The 17,791-nt window shown below is 62.8% G+C and carries 15 protein-coding genes; 1 reads left to right on the plus strand and 14 read right to left on the minus strand.

Annotated features, from left to right (window positions below):
- On the plus strand, nt 1-280 hold a 280-nt coding region (locus AAFP05_RS00640; RefSeq protein WP_341727917.1), incomplete at its 5' end, for a hypothetical protein.
- On the opposite strand, the gene AAFP05_RS00645 is transcribed toward AAFP05_RS00640, so the two are convergent.
- The 14 genes from AAFP05_RS00645 to AAFP05_RS00710 form a co-directional block, all read right to left on the minus strand.
- Nucleotides 277-1,071, minus strand: coding sequence for an aspartate/glutamate racemase family protein (locus AAFP05_RS00645; protein WP_341727918.1), 795 nt, complete (start codon nt 1,069-1,071; stop codon nt 277-279). The two genes, AAFP05_RS00640 and AAFP05_RS00645, sit on opposite strands and share 4 nt — an antisense overlap.
- A 133-nt stretch (nt 1,072-1,204) precedes the next feature.
- On the minus strand, nt 1,205-2,107 hold the full coding sequence (locus tag AAFP05_RS00650) for a dihydrodipicolinate synthase family protein (protein ID WP_341727919.1): 903 nt from the start codon (nt 2,105-2,107) through the stop codon (nt 1,205-1,207).
- A gap of 41 nt (nt 2,108-2,148) precedes the next feature.
- On the minus strand, nt 2,149-3,507 hold the full coding sequence (locus tag AAFP05_RS00655; protein ID WP_341727920.1) for an FAD-dependent oxidoreductase: 1,359 nt from the start codon (nt 3,505-3,507) through the stop codon (nt 2,149-2,151).
- A 272-nt stretch (nt 3,508-3,779) separates the two neighbouring features.
- Nucleotides 3,780-4,595 (minus strand): SDR family NAD(P)-dependent oxidoreductase, encoded by an 816-nt coding sequence (locus AAFP05_RS00660; RefSeq protein WP_341727921.1) that lies wholly within the window; start codon nt 4,593-4,595, stop codon nt 3,780-3,782.
- A gap of 122 nt (nt 4,596-4,717) precedes the next feature.
- Nucleotides 4,718-5,320, minus strand: a complete 603-nt coding sequence (locus AAFP05_RS00665; protein WP_341727922.1) for a short chain dehydrogenase — start codon at nt 5,318-5,320, stop codon at nt 4,718-4,720.
- Nucleotides 5,317-6,048 carry a GntR family transcriptional regulator gene (locus AAFP05_RS00670; protein WP_341727923.1) on the minus strand — a complete coding sequence of 244 codons (732 nt, stop codon included), beginning with the start codon at nt 6,046-6,048 and terminating at the stop codon, nt 5,317-5,319. The genes AAFP05_RS00665 and AAFP05_RS00670 overlap by 4 nt, the downstream gene beginning before the upstream one ends.
- Nucleotides 6,049-6,242: 194 nt before the next feature.
- The gene (locus AAFP05_RS00675; protein ID WP_341727924.1) at nt 6,243-7,229 is read right to left on the minus strand and encodes an MDR family oxidoreductase; all 987 of its coding nucleotides are present in this window, start codon (nt 7,227-7,229) and stop codon (nt 6,243-6,245) included.
- Between the two features lie 598 nt (nt 7,230-7,827).
- On the minus strand, nt 7,828-8,823 hold the full coding sequence (locus AAFP05_RS00680; RefSeq protein WP_341727925.1) for an ABC transporter permease: 996 nt from the start codon (nt 8,821-8,823) through the stop codon (nt 7,828-7,830).
- Nucleotides 8,820-9,794 (minus strand): ABC transporter permease, encoded by a 975-nt coding sequence (locus tag AAFP05_RS00685; protein ID WP_341727926.1) that lies wholly within the window; start codon nt 9,792-9,794, stop codon nt 8,820-8,822. Before AAFP05_RS00685 ends, AAFP05_RS00680 begins: the two co-directional genes overlap by 4 nt.
- Complete coding sequence (locus AAFP05_RS00690) at nt 9,791-11,332, minus strand: sugar ABC transporter ATP-binding protein (RefSeq protein ID WP_341727927.1); 1,542 nt, start codon at nt 11,330-11,332, stop codon at nt 9,791-9,793. The genes AAFP05_RS00685 and AAFP05_RS00690 overlap by 4 nt, the downstream gene beginning before the upstream one ends.
- Before the next feature lie 4 nt (nt 11,333-11,336).
- Nucleotides 11,337-12,416 (minus strand): substrate-binding domain-containing protein, encoded by a 1,080-nt coding sequence (locus AAFP05_RS00695; protein ID WP_341727928.1) that lies wholly within the window; start codon nt 12,414-12,416, stop codon nt 11,337-11,339.
- Nucleotides 12,417-12,424: 8 nt separating this feature from the next.
- Nucleotides 12,425-13,291 (minus strand): SMP-30/gluconolactonase/LRE family protein, encoded by an 867-nt coding sequence (locus AAFP05_RS00700; RefSeq protein WP_341727929.1) that lies wholly within the window; start codon nt 13,289-13,291, stop codon nt 12,425-12,427.
- Between the two features lie 225 nt (nt 13,292-13,516).
- Nucleotides 13,517-15,214: a phosphoenolpyruvate--protein phosphotransferase gene (gene ptsP / locus AAFP05_RS00705; RefSeq protein ID WP_341727930.1), complete on the minus strand. Its 1,698-nt coding sequence runs from the start codon at nt 15,212-15,214 to the stop codon at nt 13,517-13,519.
- Nucleotides 15,215-15,296: 82 nt separating this feature from the next.
- Nucleotides 15,297-17,351 carry a glucose PTS transporter subunit IIA gene (locus AAFP05_RS00710; protein ID WP_341727931.1) on the minus strand — a complete coding sequence of 685 codons (2,055 nt, stop codon included), beginning with the start codon at nt 17,349-17,351 and terminating at the stop codon, nt 15,297-15,299.
- Nucleotides 17,352-17,791: the final 440 nt, after the last annotated feature.

The following is a 17,791-nucleotide window of genomic DNA, read 5'->3' on the forward strand; positions in this document are numbered from 1 at the left end:
GAACGGTGGACAGAGCATTCGGTTGGTGCGCTCTGAGTCGGTTCAGGGCGTCGCGCCCGGGTACCTGATCGCTACCGCGCTGGCTGCGGTGCTGTGGTTCAGCTGGGCCTGCTTGGTCGATGAACACGGCACCATGGTGCAGACCACCGCGGGTGGAACAGTGGCGCTGTTCAATCTCACGTGGTGGAGCTTGCGCAGACTCGGCCTAGTATCTGCCCCGACGAAAAAGCGGTCATCCGGCGCGGCCTTGTTGCGCGCGCGGGATGACCGACTCAATTAGATCCAACCTGCGTATGGCTTGGCACTCACGGAGTTGTTCAGCCAACGGATCATGGTCGTGAAGTCGAAGACCGGCAGCTGCACAGCCCGTTGTACCGCATAGGCATAGGGTGGCATGTCGCTGCACTCGAGACAGATGGCGCTGACATCGGGATTGTCGCGAACCAATTCCTCAGCGGCCGCGACAACTTCCATCCGCACTTGAGTGTTGTCGAAACATCCGCGGTCCTCCATGATTGCCGAGAAGTGCGGGGCATGACGCAGGTCCTTGATAGCCAGCCGGTCGGCATCGCTTATCCCGCAGTTCTCGAGAAGCTGCGGGGTTACGGCGACCGCGTTTGCAGTGAGCACTCCGATTCGGCTCCTCCTGCTGATGCTGCTTTCTATCCAGGGAATCTGGACGAGGCTCGACAGGGCCACCGGAATATCGAGTACGTCCGCGAGTTGCGATTGGAAGTGCCCGAAGAAGCCGCAGGCCCCCGAGATCGCGCGAACTCCCTCCTTGCGAAGCTCCATCGCTGCTTCCAAGATCGCATCCCATGCTTCAGGCGCGGCTGCATGCAGTTTGGGGGTGTCGAGGCCGCGCACAGCCTTCATCCGCACCGGGAAGTCATAGGTGTGGGCATTGACGACATTTCCCGGAACCATTGGATACCAGACGTTCTCGATGTAGATGATGCCCATGTTGTAGCCGGAGATGTTCTGCCCCTTGGGCATGCACACCCATTGGCTGGACCGCTCGTCGCTGGTGATGTATCCGAATTCTCGTCTGTCGGTGCTGGACTGGCTCATTATCTCTCCTATTCGAGTAGTCGTGACCATCACCGTCACGACTCGATTCAATGGGGGACAGCGCGATTGGGGGTGTCGCCAGCGACCGACTGCTGGCAACACCCCCGGCTCGTGGACAGTGGGCTGTAGCGGGTTACGCGGCGCCCAGTTCTTTGAGAATCTCGGTGAGCTCGGCGCGCCGGGCGTCATCGACGGGAAGAATTGGCTTGCGCGGCTGACCGACTGGTTGGCCGATGATCTCGAGCGCGGCCTTGATTCCGGCGACGTAGTTTCCGGCTTCCAGGAAGTCGCAGAGTTTCCACAGTGGTCCCCACAACTCGCGTGCCTTGTCGAGATCTTTCGCCACCGCGATGGTGTTCCAAAGCTCGACGGCCTTCTCGGGAACGATTGAGGCAACGCCCCAGACCGCGCCTTTGGCCCCGCTGGCCATGCTGCAGAAGGTGAGAGTGTCCCAGCCGTTGAACGCGGTGATCTTATCGGCGTGAACGGTGAGGAGCTCTACCTGACCGACCATGTCGCCCGAGGTGTCTTTGAGGTAGTCGACGCCGTCAATGCTACCGAGTTCGGCGAGTTGAGATGTCTCGAGGCGAAGCCCGGTGGCTCCCGGCACGTTGTAGTACACGATTTGCAGATCGACTGCCGCTGCAACGTCGGCCAAGAATGCCTTGAGCTCGTCGAAGGACAGCGGATCATAGAACGGCGGCACGACCATGATGGCGTCAGCCCCGGCCTCTTCGGCGAACTTGGCTTGCTCGAGGGCACCCGGGGTGGATACCGAACCAACACCGATGATCACCTTGAGGCGTCCGGCAGCAGCGTCCACATAGGCCTTGACTATCTGACGGTACTCGTCGGTGGTCAGATTGGTGAACTCTCCGGTGGTCCCGGTCGGCACTATGCCGTGCAAGCCGGCCGCGACCCACCGCTCGACCTGGGTACCTACGGCGGCTTCGTCAACGGCGCTGCCGTCAGCGGTGAAGGGGGTCGGCACGGCGGCCATTAGCCCGTGCAGGTTGGCGTTCTTGCGAGTTGACATTGAATTCATTCCTCCTGATAGGTATACCTAGATGGGTTTGATCAGCGTCCGCCGTGGAAGCGTGTTGAGGCATATGGCCTGAGTACCGGCGAGAATTCGTCGTGCACGATGAGTCTGGTCAGAGCCTCCGCAGTTGCCGGGGCCTGGGTCATGCCGAACATGGCGTGACCGGTGCCCACGAACGCGTTGCGCAGGGTGCCCAGACGGCCGATGATCGGCAGGTTGTCCGCCGACATCGGGCGCATCCCGGCCATTGCGGTGGGCATCACTCGCGGAGGCACGAAATCGCGGAAGTATTCGCCCGGCGCGCGCAAGATCGCATCGACGCGAATCTGGTTGATCTCCTCGTCCAGCCCGGCGATCTCCATCGTGCCGCAAGCCCGCAGCCGGTCATTCAGCGAGGCGATAGCGACATTTGCGTCACCCAGGTTGATGCTGCAGCGCAGGTCCATCGGCTCGAGGTCAACGGCATAACCCTTGCCCGCGCGGATCGGCAGGTCCAAACCGAACTTCTGCGACACCTGTCCGCTCCAGGCCCCCGCGGCCAGCACATAATTGTCCGCAGTGAAGACCTTGCGCCCCGAGGCGACGGAGCGCACCCGGCCATCAACCATATCGACCCGGTCGATCGGGGCTTTCTCCACGATTTCGACGCCCAGTTCCACTAGGCGCTTGTGCAGCGCTCCGGCCAGCGCCCGCGGATCGACCGCGCGCTCCTTCGGGAAATACCAGCCGCCGTAGACGCTGTCCGCCAGATGTGGCTCGAATTCGCGAACGGCATCACCGACGAGCATTGTCGGTGCCCGGCCGTAACGCTCCAGCAATTCGCGGTACAACAGTAACGCAAGACCTTCAAAGTTCGCCTTATCCTTATAGGCGAGCAACAGGCCTTGCGACTCCAGCTGGAAATCCATGCCGTCAGCGCGATATTCGTCGAAGAACCTCAGAGTATTTCTGGTGAAGTCGAGGTTCGCTGCGAAGCCTGCACGCTGAGCCCTGGATGTGCAGGTGCTCAGCATCCTGAGTAAGAAGGCCAGTTCATCGGGCTTGACAGTGGGCTTGATATAGACTGGGCTATCGGGCTGCAGCATCCATTTCATGACGGGCCAGATAACCGTGGGGCCGGTCAAAGGTGCGCTATCGGCAGGCACTAACCAACCTGCATTGGTATCGGTTGCTCCCAGACCTGTTTCCCGCGCGTCGACGAGGGTGACAGAGGCGCCCTCTTTGACCAAATGGTAGGCGGTGGTCAGGCCTATAATGCCGCCACCGATAACTACAACATGCATGTGGTTTCCCTCTCGAGTCAAGCCCGTCGTGATGCTGGGTAGAGCTGTCGCCATTCCTCGCCAAAGCCGACCGATCACGCTGTCGGCCAGAAGCGTGGGGGCTGAGAACACGACGCAACACTGACCGTGCTCGGCACCCCTCCTGGGTAGGAGACGAATGACGTCATACGCATTGGCAACTCAAACCTCTTTGTCAGACTGCCAGACAATCTGCTTGCTACGACGCTATCAGCACGCACTGCCGGACGCAACACTTCGCCCAAGATTGTCTGACGATCAGATCCATTGGCGTTCGGGATGTGACTGCTGCTGAAGTGGTCCGCGGCTGCGCAGGCATTGGCCGTCTGAGGTCAGGCTGCGCGCCGTCGGTCTTTCGATTTGGGCTAGGTGTGGACGCTCTCCGGTTGCTCGGTTGCCTGAGTTCGGTCGGCCATATCGACGATCCGGCCCTCCATACCACCGGCGACCTCGACGATCTGGCCGGTGCACATTCCTGATGCGGTTGGTGAGGCAAGCCAGACGACGACCTTGGCTACGTCCTGTGGTGTGCTCAGTCGTTTCAGTGGCCGAGTCGCAGTGGCCTGCTGAACGGATTCGGGGTCGAGCATGTCGCTGACACGATCGGTGAGGGTCCAGCCCGGGGCGACGACGTTGACCCGGCCTCGCGGCGCGATCCGTACGATCTCATTCTTCAGCGTGCGGGCGAAACCGAATGACAACGCCGCCTTGGCCGCGGCGTAGTCGGAATTTCCTGCTTCGCCGATCGATGCGCTGATGGAGGAGACCAGCACGATGTCTCCGGTCCCGGTGGCTCGCACGTGACGCAGATACTCGCGGCAGGTCAAGAAAGTAGCGGTGAGATTTTCCTTGATGGTGTGCTCGAACCGCTCCGGGGAGATCTCCCAGATCGGAAGCGACTCGTCCGACCAGCCGCCGGTATTGGCTACGCAGAGGTCGAGCTTGCCGATCGCGGCCACGGCCCGTGCTATGACACTAGCCGCTTCTGCCGGGTCGCTGAGATCGCCTCGGACGGCGTAGCCGCCGATCTCGGTGGCCAACTCCTCGGCCTTTGCCTGGTTCCGGAAATAGTGGACTGCCACCATCGCGCCCTCGGCTGCCAGAGCGCGGGCGATCGTGCTTCCGATGCCGCCGCTGGCACCGGTCACCAAAACGCCTATGCCGTTGATTCCTAGATCCATGCTCCGTATTCCTTCCGCGTTGTGGGATCATTCGGCAGTCTTCTTTACCTAAAGAAGACTGTCAGACAATCTTACGCAAACGTGTTGAGCAGGAGCACTGGCCAGGGTTGGTATCTATCCGACTACTCTCCTTCGAGAGCGATGACCTTGCCGGTCTGCACGCCGTCGACGGATTTCACGAAGGCCCGTCCTGCAACGGCGGAAGGCACCTGACCGAATCCGGGGAAGGAGCTGTGATAGCCCTCGGCTTCGGCCAGAACCGACGGGCTGACCGCGTTGATCCGGATGCCGCGAGGCAGCTCGACTGCAGCCGCGAGAACAAACGACTCCAGGGCGCCGTTGGCCATTGATGCCGCGGCCCCGGTGAAGATGGGTTCGCGAGCGAGGATGCCCGTGGTCAGTGTGAAGGAGCCGCCATCGCGAACGAACGGCGTTCCGATACGCACGACATCGAGCTGGCAGAGCGCCTTGCCGTTGAAGCCGGCGATGTAGTCCTCGCGGCTGAGCTCTGCCAACGGCTTGAAAGGAACATCCCCGAGGGCGACGGCGACAGCGTCCAACCGGCCCACTTGCTCGAAGAGCTTCTCGATCGAAGCGGGATCGGTGACATCCACTGATGGGGTCGTGCTGCGGCTCGCCGCGATGACTTCGTGGTTTGCGGCGGTCAGTGCGGCGACTGCCGCGCGTCCCACGTGTCCGCTCGCTCCGATGACTAGTACCTTCATGACGTGCTTCCTTCCTCGGCCAAGATCGAGATGAGTTCTTCTGCGCTATCTATGGTGTGTGTGACGAATGCTTGGTGAATGGCGTCGCGATCCCGAGTCAAGATGGCGTCCATCAACTCGGCGTGGAGTCTGTAGGCGCGTTCCGGATCGGATCGCGTGCGCTGGTCGGCGGCCAGCGCGATCGTGATGTGGGCCTTGGTGACCGGCCAGAGATTGATGAGCAGATAGTTCTCGGAGGCCACCCAGATCTGGCCGTGGAAGGTCAGATGGGCCTCAAGCTGCGCTATGGGGTCGGGATCGTATGCGGCCTGGCTGAAACGATCCCAGCCTTCCTGGACGATGGCCATGCGCCAGCCGGTGGGGTCGGCGAGGATGGCGTCGATCGCGAGCATGTCCAGCCCGACTCTGGTGGCGGCAATATCGCGGAGTTGATCGTTGTTGACCTCGGCGATCCGGAAGCCCCGATAGGGCTCCTGGACGATGAGACCTTCGCCGGTGAGCTGATTGAGTGCTTCGCGTACAGTTGGTCGGCTCACTCCTAGATCGGATGCAAGTTGTGCTTCGGTGACTTTGTCTCCGGGCTTGAGGTAGCCCATGGCAACGGCTCGACGGATTTCGCGTCCGGCGGCGGCTTTCCTGGAAAGCGTGGTGACCTGAGCAGGCCCGTGTTGCGGCGTCGCGAGCGGCTGTTGATTCCATTCAGGGATGGTTCGGGCTTCGCTTGTCACTGTTTTATCCTAACGCAGATTGTCTGACAGGGGTGCTGGGGTCGGCGCGGTGACTCTGTTGAGCCAAGCCAGGGCATAGTGCAACGGCCGGCCACCGCCAAGTGGAGCGGTCGGTCGTAGGCATGAGGCCGTAAGACGCTGAGAGCCGATTATCGGGTGCGAGCTTCAGGTTGAAGCAGGTGGAGGCGGCCAGGTCAGACCTCGTTGACATCGACGATGACGCGGCCCCGGAGTTCTCCGGCAAGCATCCGCTCTGCGGTTGGAATGACTTGGTTCAAGCCGATGCTGTTGGTGATCAGCCCGAGCTTTGTCGCGTCGAGATCGGTGCCGAGGCGTTCCCAGGCGACCAGTCGTTCGTCTCTGGGGGACATCACGCTGTCGATGCCTGCCAAGGTGATTCCGCGCAAGATGAAGGGTGCGACGGACGCGGGGAACTCCATGCCGCCGGCCATGCCGCAGGCGGTAACGACTCCGCGGTAGTCAGTGGTCGCGCAGATATTGGCCAGCGTGTGACTACCCACGACATCGATGGCGCCCGCCCAGCGCGCTTTGGCCAGTGGCTTGCCCGGGCCATCGAATTCGCTGCGGTCGAGCACTTCGCCGGCGCCGAGTGCGGTGACATATTCGGCTTCCTCCGGTCGCCCGGTGACCGCGACCACGGAGTAACCCAGCTTGGACAGCACGGAGATCGCGACGCTGCCCACGCCTCCCGCGGCACCGGTAACAACTATCTCGCCGCTGTGCGGCTTCACTCCGTGCTTTTCGAGAGCCAGCACGCATAGCATCGCGGTATACCCGGCGGTACCGATGGCCATCGCCTGTTTGGGGGAGAACTGCGTGGGTAGCGGTACCAGCCAGTCACCCTTCAACCGAGCCTTCTGCGCCATGCCGCCCCAGTGTCGCTCGCCAACCCCCCAGCCGTTGAGCAATACCCGATCACCCGGCTTGAAGGCGGGGTGGAGACTCTCCTGGACGACGCCGACCAGATCGACGCCGGGAATCATCGGGAACTGTCGTGCGATCTTGCCGCGTCCCGTGATCGCCAGCGCATCTTTGTAGTTCAGTCCGGTGTAGGCGACCCTCACGGTGACATCGCCTTCGGGTAGCTGTGCTTCATCGATGTCGACAAGGTTTGTTCGGTAGCCCGCGTCGTCGTTTTCGATTAGTACGCCCTTGAACATAGAGAGTTCCTCTCTGAGAATGGCCGGCTCGGCGATTCGCGGTGTAGATGAACAGGCTGTCATGAAACCTGGTCGTCTGACAACCACGGCAGTAGCGGTTCTCCTATTCCTCTGCTTTCTCGATGCGAGCTGCCCTCGGCGCGTTCTCCGGACGGGCAGGATGGCCCGAGGGTGGTTTCGGCCCCGGATGCAAGCGCGTAGCAGTGCCGGGCCGGGCGGTGAGCCGACCGGATCGTCCCATCGGCAAGTGTTCGCGAACTGTAAGCGAAGTGTAAATAGCTGTAAATCTTACAGTTCGTCCCTGCGGCGGTATCGGCCGTGCCTAGTGGCCACGCTCATCGGGTGGCCGTGCGCAACGGAAACAGCTGTCGAGGGCCGCAGCGGCTACCGCAGTGTTGGGGCCCCGGAACAACAGCTGCTGCCGAAAGCGATAGCGGCTGCCGAAATACCGCGACATTTCGGTAGCCGCTGGGCATTCCGGCAGCTGCTGTGAGCCTTGTGCTGGGCGGCAGCTGCTGTGAGCCGCGCCCGTCCACGAGTGCCGCAGCGGCTCGAACACCGAAGTGCCCGAGCCGCTGTGGATCGTGAGTTACCGGCCTCAGTTCTTGCGCTGCTGCCTCGCGAAGAGGATCAGCATCAGCAGCAGCACGGCGCCGTAGGCGATCTGCTGGCCGGCATCCGACAGGCCGACGACCTGGAGGAAGGCCAGCAGCACCGTGATGGTGAGCACACCGGAGAAGGTGCCGCCGTAGCCGCCGACGCCGCCGAAGATGCTGGTGCCGCCGATGACGACGGCCGCGATGGACTTCAGCTGGTAGGGGCCGCCGAGGTCGTAGTAGCTCGACCCGATGTACCCGGTCAACATCAGTCCTGCGAGCGCCGACATGAGCCCCGAGATCACGTAGATCGAGATGATCACCACAGGCACCCGCACCCCCGAGGCCTGAGCCGCGCGACGGCTCAGGCCGACCGCGTAGAGCTGCGTGCCAAAGACCGTCTTGCGCAGCACCAGGATGATGCCGATGCCCAGAATCACCCAGAGCACGACGCCACCGGTGAGGACTCCACCGAACCTGGCCTGCATGAAGCTGACGATCGCGGGGCTGGCATTGCCCTTGTTCACGCCGCCGGTGACCAGATATCCGGCACCCAGCAGAACAGTCATGGTGGCCAGCGTCATCACCATGTCAGGCACCTTGAGCAAGGCAATGCCGAGACCGTTGAGCAACCCCACGGCGAGGCCGATCAGCAGGGTGAAGGCGATGGCTATCGGCATGTTCGCGTTCGAGCCGGCCATCACCAGGGCAGTCACCAGGTTGGTGAAGGTCATCACGGCGCCCACCGACAGGTCGATGCCTGCCACCAGGATCGCCAGATTCTGGCCGATCGCGACAATGCCGAGCAGAGCCGCCAGCTGCAACAGGCTCGCGATCTGCGTCGACGTCCGATAGCCCGGAGCCGCGATGAACGTCACCGCCAGCACGATCAGCAAGATGATGTGCGGTGCAAAGGTCTGCAGTGCGAAGGAGCGCCGCTTCGAAGTAGCCGGGGCAGGCGCGTTCGAACTCAAATCGGCAGTACTGGTACTGCTCATGCTGCTCTCCTCACTTCCGCGCGCGAATTCGCCCTGATCCGGCCGATGAGATACGGCACCCCGAGCGCCAGCACCAAGATCGTCCCGATGACCACGTACTGCCAGTAGCCGTTGAGTCCCAGGCTGAACAGCAGATTGCTGATCAGCCGCAAGGTCACGCCACCTGCCACCGCGCCCGCCAGAGTGCCGCGTCCGCCCGAGAGTAGGGCGCCGCCGATGACGGCTGCCGCGATGGCGTTCATGGTGAAGTCAGCGCCGATCTTGGGATCGCCCGACGCCGAGGTCATCGTCATGATCATGCCGCCGAAAGACGCGAAAGCAGCGCCCATGATGTGGGTGAACGCCCTGGTTGCGCGCACATTGATGCCGGAGGTGAAGGCGGACGACTCGTCCTCACCGACAGCCATGATCGCGGTGCCCAGACGTGATCTGCGGATCGGATACCACACAATCAGCGGAATACCGATGAGCATCACCAACGAGAACGGAATCGGACCGAGCAAGAGCAGCGGGATATCCGAGTACCAGCGCGGCACCGAGCCGCCCGGCTTGGGCAGCACATAGAGCGCGATACCGGCGAGCATGGACGACGTCGCCAGCGTGATGACCAAGGGTGGCAGTCCCAGGTACGCAACCAGCACGCCATTGACGGCCCCGACCAGCACGCTCACCAGCAAGGCGATCAGCGCGGCCAGCAGCACCGGCATGCCGTTGCCTGCCAGATACGCGATGATCACATTGGTGATGGTGAGGATCGTGCCCAAGGACAGGTCGATGCCCTTCCCGAAGATGACGATTGCCATACCGCACGCCACCATCGCCAGCGGCAGCGTCTGGGCGATCACGATCGCGATGGACGAGATCGACAGCCGCGGTGTGTTGAGCATCCACCCGATGGCGACGACCGCCAGGATGGCGAAGGCGGCCATCGCCGGAGGTTCCCGGTGAGCGAAGCGTTTCAGCGCATTCATGCGGTCTCCTCCTGGATGCTCTCCTCGACGCCTTGGAATGCGGCTCCGGTGATCGCTTCCTCGGTGATCTGGCTGCCGGTCAGGGTGCGGACGATCTGACCCTCTGCCATCACGTGCACGATGTCGGCCAGGCCGACGATCTCGGTCAGATCGGTCGACAACATGAGCACACCGATGCCGTCCTGGGTCAGTCTGCGTAGCAGACTGTAGATCTCCTGCTTGGTTCCGACGTCGATACCCCGAGTGGGATCGGCGCACAGGATCACGCGGGGGTCGGCGACCAGCCACTTGCCGATGACGATCTTCTGCTGGTTGCCGCCGGAGAGTTGGCCGGCGATCTTCTCGGGATCGGCAGGCCGGATCTCCATTGCCGCGATGGCCTTCTCGGATACCTCCTTTTCCGCGGTGCTGCTGATCCAGCCGGCTTTCGCGCGGCGGGAGACCGTCGGTAGCGAGACATTCTGGCCGATGGTCATCGGCAGCACCAGGCCTTGCGACTTGCGGTCCTCGGGGATGAGGACGACTCCGTGGCGGATGCCCGCGGCTACCGAACGGAAAGCAGGCATCGCCTGTCCGTCGATCGTCAGAGTTCCCTTGGACGGACGCAGCCCGGCAAGGCCTTCCAGCAGGTCGTTCTGGCCATGTCCGGCCAGACCCGCCAGCGCGACGAGTTTGCCCTGCGGGATCTCCAACGAGACATCTCGCACCATGGTCCCCGGAACGGAGAAGTCCGTGGCGGTAAGAACTGTCGCCTGTGCCGGTGCGGGGTTCTTGTCCGGATAGACGCCACCCAAATCGCGTCCGACCATCAGCTTGACGATCTCTGCCTCGTTCGTCTCTGTCGCCTGCCGGGTGCCGACATGCTTGCCATCCTTGAGTACCATGATCGCGTTGGAGACTTCGAACATCTCGCTCATCCGGTGGGTCACCAGAACGATGGAGGTACCTTCATCTCGCAGTTGACGGATCAGCTTGAGCAGCGTCTCGACATCGCCCTCACGCAGACCAGACGTCGGCTCGTCCAAGATCAGGATCCGCGGCGATGTGGACATCGCCTTGGCGATCTCCACCATCTGCTTCTGCGCCAGCGTCAGTTCCCTGATCATCGTGTCGGGACTGATGTCGAGGCCCAACCGGGTGAGTAGTTCGACCGTCTGTTGCTTCTCCAGCTTGCGGTCGGTGAGACCGAACCTGCCGCGCGGCTCGCGTCCCAAGAAGATGTTCTCGGCTACCGACTGATGATCGAGAACCGACAGTTCCTGGGCGACGGCGGCGATTCCCAGACTCCTGGCCAGCGCAGGGTTCAGCGTCTGCTCGGTGCCATCGATGACGACGCTGCCTTCGTCAGGCTGGTACACGCCGGTCAGCGTCTTGATCAGCGTCGACTTTCCTGCGCCGTTCTCGCCCGCGATTGACAACACCGAATGCGAGCGCAGGGTCAGGTCGACGCCACGGAGTGCGTGCACTCCGCCGAATGACTTGGCAATGCCGGTGGCAGTCAGAATGACGCCACCGGCATTGAGAGTTGCTTGCGTCATGGACTCAGCCGAAGAGTTCATTCAAGACGTCGTCGGGCAAAGACGTGGGCAAGAACATCGCGTCGGACATGTCGGGACGAACATTCTCGTCGAGGTTCTCTTGAGTGATGACGTCCAGCTTCACCTCCGGTGCCTGGCCGGGGTCCTCGCCGCGGAGTGCCTTGATGCCGTAGTCGAGAGCGGTCACGGAAAGCGAAGGCGCCTGCGAAGGAGCGATCGACTCCCAACCTGAGGAGTCCCTCAGGTCCTTCCACCTCTTCAGGAAGCCGTTGTAACCCTCGCCCGGAATCGGCAGAACTGTCATACCGCGCTGCTCAAGCACCTCGATGGCGCCCAAGGTCATCGAACCACCCTGGGAGTAGATGCCCTTGACATTGGGATGAGCCGAGAGCAGGTTGCCTGCAGCGGCCTGGGCCTTCGCCTGGTCCCAGTCACCGGCCGCATTGCCGACGATCTTGATGCCCTTGGCTTCGAGCGCGGCCTTCGCGGCGGCGGAGCGGCCGGCATCGACCGGGGTGCCCGAGACACCGTCCAACATGAAGACCTCGTCGCCGCTGCTCAGCTTGCCCGCCAGCCACTCGCCGCCGATCTGGCCGAATTCCTCGGCGCTGGTGTTGCAGATGATGTTGTATTCGCTTTCCACGGCATTGTCGAAGGAAACGACCTGAATGCCCGCCTCCTGCGCACGTTGCACGACGCCGGTGAGCGCCGACGAACTCGTGGCGTCGATCAGGATCAGGTTGGCGCCCGCGCTGATCATGTCGTTGATTTGCGAGATCTGCTGGTCGACCGACTGGTTCGCGTCGGTGATGATGGTGCGCGAGATGTCATCGGCGTACTTGTTCTCCGCCGCGTATTTGAACTCGGCGACCATCTGCGAACGCCAGGAGTTGCCCGCCCAGCCATTGGCGAGACCGACGACGAGCTTGCCGTCGACCGGCGCCACCATATGACTGGCACCGGACGAGGCTGAACCGCTACCCGAACCGCCGCTGCCGGCGGTCGAACATCCCGCGGCGACACCGGCGATGCCCACGGCCAAGCCTGCCTGCAGCAGGTTCCGGCGGGTGAACTGATAACCCATTTTTCCTCCTAGTTGTACCGAGCCGGGGTCATCGCGATCCCCGTTGTATCGGTTTGAATCAGTAGCACCGCACCGTCGAATTCGCTGGTGCGTGCGCGGTTTGTGGACTGCGCAGAGGTGATTGCCAAAACGGAACGAGCCGGTCCGACGAATACGCAGCTGGTGGGGTTGTTAACCGGTAGATGCCAGACGAGATCGACTGTTCCATCGGGTGTATATCTCACAATGCGGCCGCCATTCCATTTACACGACCAGAAGCAGCCATCGGCGTCTATACAGCCCCCGTCGGGAACATAGTCGTCCGGATCTTGCGCGAAGCGGCGTGGGTTGGCGATCTCGCCGCTGCCGAGGTCGTAGTCGTAGGCCCAGATCGTGCGGGGCACCGAGTCGGTGAAGTAGAACGTGCGGTGGTCGGGCGACCAGTCGAGACCATTCGATGTGGTGACACCGGATCGTTGCTCGGTCACGGTCGATCCGTCGAAGCGGTACAGCGCCGATACGGGATCGACCTCGGCGTAGCTCATCGATCCGAACCACACCCGACCGGCCGGATCGGTCTTGCCGTCGTTGAGTCGGTGGGTCTCGAGCGAGTGAGGCGCGGTCCACAACTGCTCCCACTCGTTGACCTCGGAGTTGCTGCGCCACAAGCCATCCGGGAACCCGGCGAGCCAGCCACCGTCGGCGTCCGGTACCGCGAAGCCGGGCATTTGGGGCAGGTCGATCGTCCGGGTGATTCCTCCCAAGTCGGACGAATTGAGCTTGCGTCCCGTGATGTCCACCCAGTACAACTGCGTGCCATCCCAGACCGGTCCTTCGCCCAGTTGGGCGCGAGAAGAGAATTCGAGAACATCGAAAGCGGGTTGCGACTCGGGCATCTGATCCTTCCTCGGACGTCTGCGTACGGAGGTGACCTGATGAGGCTAATGCCTCCAGGATCTATTGGTCAATCGTTTTTGCCGAACTTCGAGACGGCCAAGAGATTAGCTATGGGAAAGTTGGATGCCGTTCTAATGTCACTAGCCCGAATGCAAGAACGGGTGTGGTTTCATGGTTCATAGGAACCAAAAAACCACACCCGTTTACCTTCGAGCGGTCTCAGATCACAGCAGATCGAGCAGCGCCGGCTCGATGAGCTTTTCCACGGCAGTCCTGGCGTCGGCCGCGGTCGGTGCATCGACCGCGAAGGCCGCCATCTGCTGGCAGACGGAGAAGTCGTGCAGGCGTAGCGCCGCACGCACCGTGGCGACCTTGCTCGGAGCCATCGACAGCGACGAGACACCCAGTCCGACCAGGACCAGCGCCATCAACGGATCGCCACCGGCCTCGCCGCAGACGCCCACGGTCTTGCCGGTCGCGCGTCCGCCCTGACAGGTGCTCCGCACCATGGCCAGCAGTGCAGGCTGCCAGGGGCTCAGCAGAGGTGCCAGGGCGCCCTGCATGCGATCGGCCGCCATCGTGTACTGCGAGAGGTCGTTGGTGCCGATCGAGACGAAATCGACCACCGAGAGCAGCTTGTCGGCCATGATCGCCGCGCTCGGGATCTCGACCATGATGCCCACCTTCGGCAACCCGAGCGGGCGTACCTTGGCGGCGAACCACTTCGCCTCGTCGAGGGTCGCCACCATCGGCGCCATCACACGCAAATCGGACTTGCTGCCGGTCGCTTCGTAGGCGGCCGCAAGAGCCTGCAGCTGCGTATCGAGCAGGTCCTCGCGAACCATGCTCAGGCGAAGACCACGGCGTCCCAGTGCGGGGTTCTCCTCCTCGCCGAGATTGGCGAATGCCAGCGGCTTGTCGGCACCGGCATCGAGTGTACGGACGACGACCCGGCGATCACCGAAGGCTTCCAGCACCTCGGTGTAGGTCTTCGTCTGATCCTCCAGCGTGGGCGCTGTATCGCGCTCCAGGAAGAGGAACTCGGTGCGGAACAGGCCCGAACCCTCCAGATCGTAGGACGCGGCTTTGCGGGCATCGTCGGCGGTGCCGATATTGGCCAGCAATGCCACCTTGTGACCGTCGCGGGTAGCGCCCTCACCGCTCGACCCGGCGAGCGCGGCGGCACGGCGCCGCGAGCGCTCGGCGAGCTGCTCGACCTCGTCGGCGGTCGGCGAGACGATGACCTCTCCGACGCCACCGTCGAGGGCGATCTCGCAGCCGGCGACGATGACCTCGACGCCCTTGGTCTGGACGATGGCCGGGATGGCCAGCTGCGCGGCCAGGATGGCGGTGTGGCTGGTCGGCCCGCCCGCCTCGGTGATGATGCCCAGCACCGTTTCCCTCGACAGGGTGGCGGTCTCGGCAGGTGCGAGGTCGCGTGCGATCAGGATCGACGGGGTGTCCAGATCCGGGACGCCCGGTGCCGGAATCCCGCGCAGCTCACAGATCGTCCGGTCGCGGACGTCGTAGAGGTCGGTGACGCGCTCAGCCATGTATCCGCCGAGCTTGGTGAGCATCGCCGCGTACTCCTCGACGGCGTTGTGCACTGCCCGGGTGACGCCGGTGCCCTTCTTGAGCTCCTTGTCGACCGACTTGGCAAGACCGCGATCGCTGGCCAACTGTGCGGTCGCCTCGAGGATCGGCTTGGACGTCTCGGGGGCACGATCGGCCTTGGCCAGCAATGCCGCAGAGACGGCCTTCATCGCCTCACGCACCCGCTGGCCGTCGGCCGCTGCGTCGGTGCTCGGCGGTTCTGCCGTGTCCACGCCGGGAGCGGGAACGACCAGAACTGCGGGTCCTGCGGCGGTTCCCGCAGAAACCCCGATACCGTGCAAGACCTGATGGGCTGGACTAGTACTCATATCTTCATCCTTTGCTGAGGGATCTTGTCGTCGGTGAGAGCGATCCCGGCTGCTGCGAAGTGCGTCGTAATACTCATTCTTATCAATGCTCGACATCGATGACGGGTTGTCCGACAGAAACGTTGGCCGCTGGGTGCGGAGCGACAGCCGCCAGCGCCGCAGTGTTGGTGACGGTCAGGATGACTGTCGTGTCGAAACCTGCCTGCTTGATGGTGTCCAGGTTGACGTTCGCCAGCAGATCTCCGGCGTTCACTCGCTGCTTCTTCTGCACGGCGACATCGAAGCCGTCCCCGTTCAACTGCACGGTGTCGATGCCGATGTGGACCAGCACCTCGACGCCGTCGTCGCTCTTGATACCGAAGGCATGCCCGGTCTTGGCGACCGTGACCATGGTGCCGGTGATCGGGGAGACCACGCGTCCATCGGCGGGGACGATGCCCACGCCCTTGCCGAGTGCACCGGACGCGAAGACCTTGTCGTCGACATCTTGAAGGCTCACCATTTGCCCGCTGACCGGAGCCATCACCTCGTTGGTCGGCTCGGCCGGGGTGATCGGTGCAGCGGCTGCACCAGCGGCGGCTGCAGTGACAGCGGCCGGCGCGGCGACCTCGGCGGCCAAATCAGCTGCAGCCTGCTCCTGCTCTGCCTTGGCTTCAGCCTTCTGCTCCGGCGTGCGGTAGTCGAAGATGATGATCAGGACCATCGAAACGATGAAGGCCGCAGCGATAGCGATGATGTATACCCACATCGGGTCGAAGACCGGGATGGTCAGCAGCGAGGTGAACGCGAAAGCGGAGGTCTTCACGCCGCCGAACGGGGCACCAAGAACGGCGATCACGAGGCCGCCGGTGAAGCAGCCGATCAGCATCCGCGGGTAGATCCGCTTGAAACGCAGATGGATGCCGTAGAGAGACGGCTCCGAGATACCGCCCAGCAGGCCGGCCGCGAGGGCGCCGGTCGCGGTCTGGCGCATCGTAACGTCCTTGTCGCGCATTGACAGCACGAGCACGCCGGCGGTGGCGCCGAAGCAGGCGAAGTTCCAGGCGCCCATCGGACCCTGGATGAAGTCGTAGCCAAGCGTGTTGATATTCATCAGCATCAAGGCGTTCAGCGGCCAGTGCAGACCTAGCGGCACGAGGAAGGGGTAGAGCATCGGGATCAGCAGCGCGAAGACGAATGGCACGTTGGTGTTCAGCCATGCCAGCCCGCTGCCCAGGCCGTTGCCGAGCCAGATGCCCAGCGGGCCGATCAGGAAGGCGGTCAGCGGGATCATGATGGCCAGTGAGAAGAACGGCACGAAGACCATCTGAACGTTCTCCGGGAAGATCTTCTTGAGTCCCTTATAGAGCAGGCCGAGTATTGCGACCATAATCAGCGGGACGAAGACCTGGCCGGAGTAGTCGTTCAACTGCATCGGCAGCCCGAAGATATCGGCCACACACGACTGGCTGCCCAAAGTCTGGTTGATCGTGCAGACCGTGCTGGGGAAGCGCTCCGGATCGTTGAGGCTCACGAATTCGGGCGTCATCAGGGCACCCATGATCGCGGCACCGACCCAGGGGTCCACGTTCAGCTTCTTGGAGGCGTTGTAGGCGACCATGATCGGCAGGAAGTAGAAGACGCCGCGCCACATGGCGTCGACGAAGACCCAGGTCGCAGGCTTGTCGGTCGCACGGAAGTCGACGACGCCCAGAGCGTCGAGAACTGCCGCGAAGGCGATGATCAGCGAGGCGCCCAGCAGCACGCCCAGTAGCGGCCTGAACGAGTCGGAGAGGTACTCGAAGAAACTGTCCAGCCAGGCGACCTTGCCGCGAGGGCCACCGGCCCTGGCCGCAGCCTTGACATCGGCATCCGATGAGGTGCCCTTGCCGATCGACTTCATGGACGGCAGCGCCATGATGTCGGCGAACGTCGACTGCACTGCGCCGCCGATGACCACCTGCAAACGGTTACCGCTTTGTGGAACGACGCCCATCACGCCCGGGACCTTCTCCAAAGCTGCTTGGTCGATCAGCGAGGCGTCTCTCAACTGAAAGCGAAGGCGAGTCGCGCAGTGCGTGAGACTCTCGATGTTCCCTGAGCCACCAGAGTTGGTGACGATTTGTTCGGCGGACGATTGCCCGACTTTTGACTCCATAGCAGTTCCTCAAGTGCGTACTACCGGGCCCGGTCCTGGGATTCGAAAGGCCCGAGACGCACGCGGTATCGGTACGGCTCAGGCCTACCTCTCAGGAGTAACCATCCGGGGTGAGCTGGTTGGCTCAGACGGCAACCTAACACGGCAATTCCGCTGGTCGCAAGGGTGTCAAAGGCTTCTCGGCGTTCCTGTCGAAGTGGGCACCAAATACCCCTGAATCGGGCGTTGAGTGTTGTGGGTTCGTGTTGTTTGCAGCCGTCGTCCTGACGAATTCGAGCGGGCTTTCCATCGCCTCCGCGGACGCGGATCGTGTCGGGCTGGGGTCCGTGTCGGGCTCTGGTTCTACTCGATCTGCTGGCTTGGACCGGCCTCGAGCCGGTCGTGGAGTTCCAAAACCCATGACGGGCTCTATAGATACACGATCGCGGGAGGGGCGATGT

Origin of the sequence: Brooklawnia sp. (assembly GCF_032229645.1) — a bacterium.
Classification (GTDB): domain Bacteria; phylum Actinomycetota; class Actinomycetes; order Propionibacteriales; family Propionibacteriaceae; genus Brooklawnia.

Coding starts and splice junctions, on each gene's coding strand:
- AAFP05_RS00645 (WP_341727918.1), bottom strand. CDS start 1,071: ATGAGCCAGTCCAGCACCGACAGACGAGAATTCGGATACATCACCAGC.
- AAFP05_RS00650 (WP_341727919.1), bottom strand. CDS start 2,107: ATGTCAACTCGCAAGAACGCCAACCTGCACGGGCTAATGGCCGCCGTG.
- AAFP05_RS00660 (WP_341727921.1), bottom strand. CDS start 4,595: ATGGATCTAGGAATCAACGGCATAGGCGTTTTGGTGACCGGTGCCAGC.
- AAFP05_RS00665 (WP_341727922.1), bottom strand. CDS start 5,320: ATGAAGGTACTAGTCATCGGAGCGAGCGGACACGTGGGACGCGCGGCA.
- AAFP05_RS00675 (WP_341727924.1), bottom strand. CDS start 7,229: ATGTTCAAGGGCGTACTAATCGAAAACGACGACGCGGGCTACCGAACA.
- AAFP05_RS00680 (WP_341727925.1), bottom strand. CDS start 8,823: ATGAGCAGTACCAGTACTGCCGATTTGAGTTCGAACGCGCCTGCCCCG.
- AAFP05_RS00685 (WP_341727926.1), bottom strand. CDS start 9,794: ATGAATGCGCTGAAACGCTTCGCTCACCGGGAACCTCCGGCGATGGCC.
- AAFP05_RS00690 (WP_341727927.1), bottom strand. CDS start 11,332: ATGACGCAAGCAACTCTCAATGCCGGTGGCGTCATTCTGACTGCCACC.
- AAFP05_RS00695 (WP_341727928.1), bottom strand. CDS start 12,416: ATGGGTTATCAGTTCACCCGCCGGAACCTGCTGCAGGCAGGCTTGGCC.
- AAFP05_RS00700 (WP_341727929.1), bottom strand. CDS start 13,291: ATGCCCGAGTCGCAACCCGCTTTCGATGTTCTCGAATTCTCTTCTCGC.
- ptsP (WP_341727930.1), bottom strand. CDS start 15,214: ATGAGTACTAGTCCAGCCCATCAGGTCTTGCACGGTATCGGGGTTTCT.
- AAFP05_RS00710 (WP_341727931.1), bottom strand. CDS start 17,351: ATGGAGTCAAAAGTCGGGCAATCGTCCGCCGAACAAATCGTCACCAAC.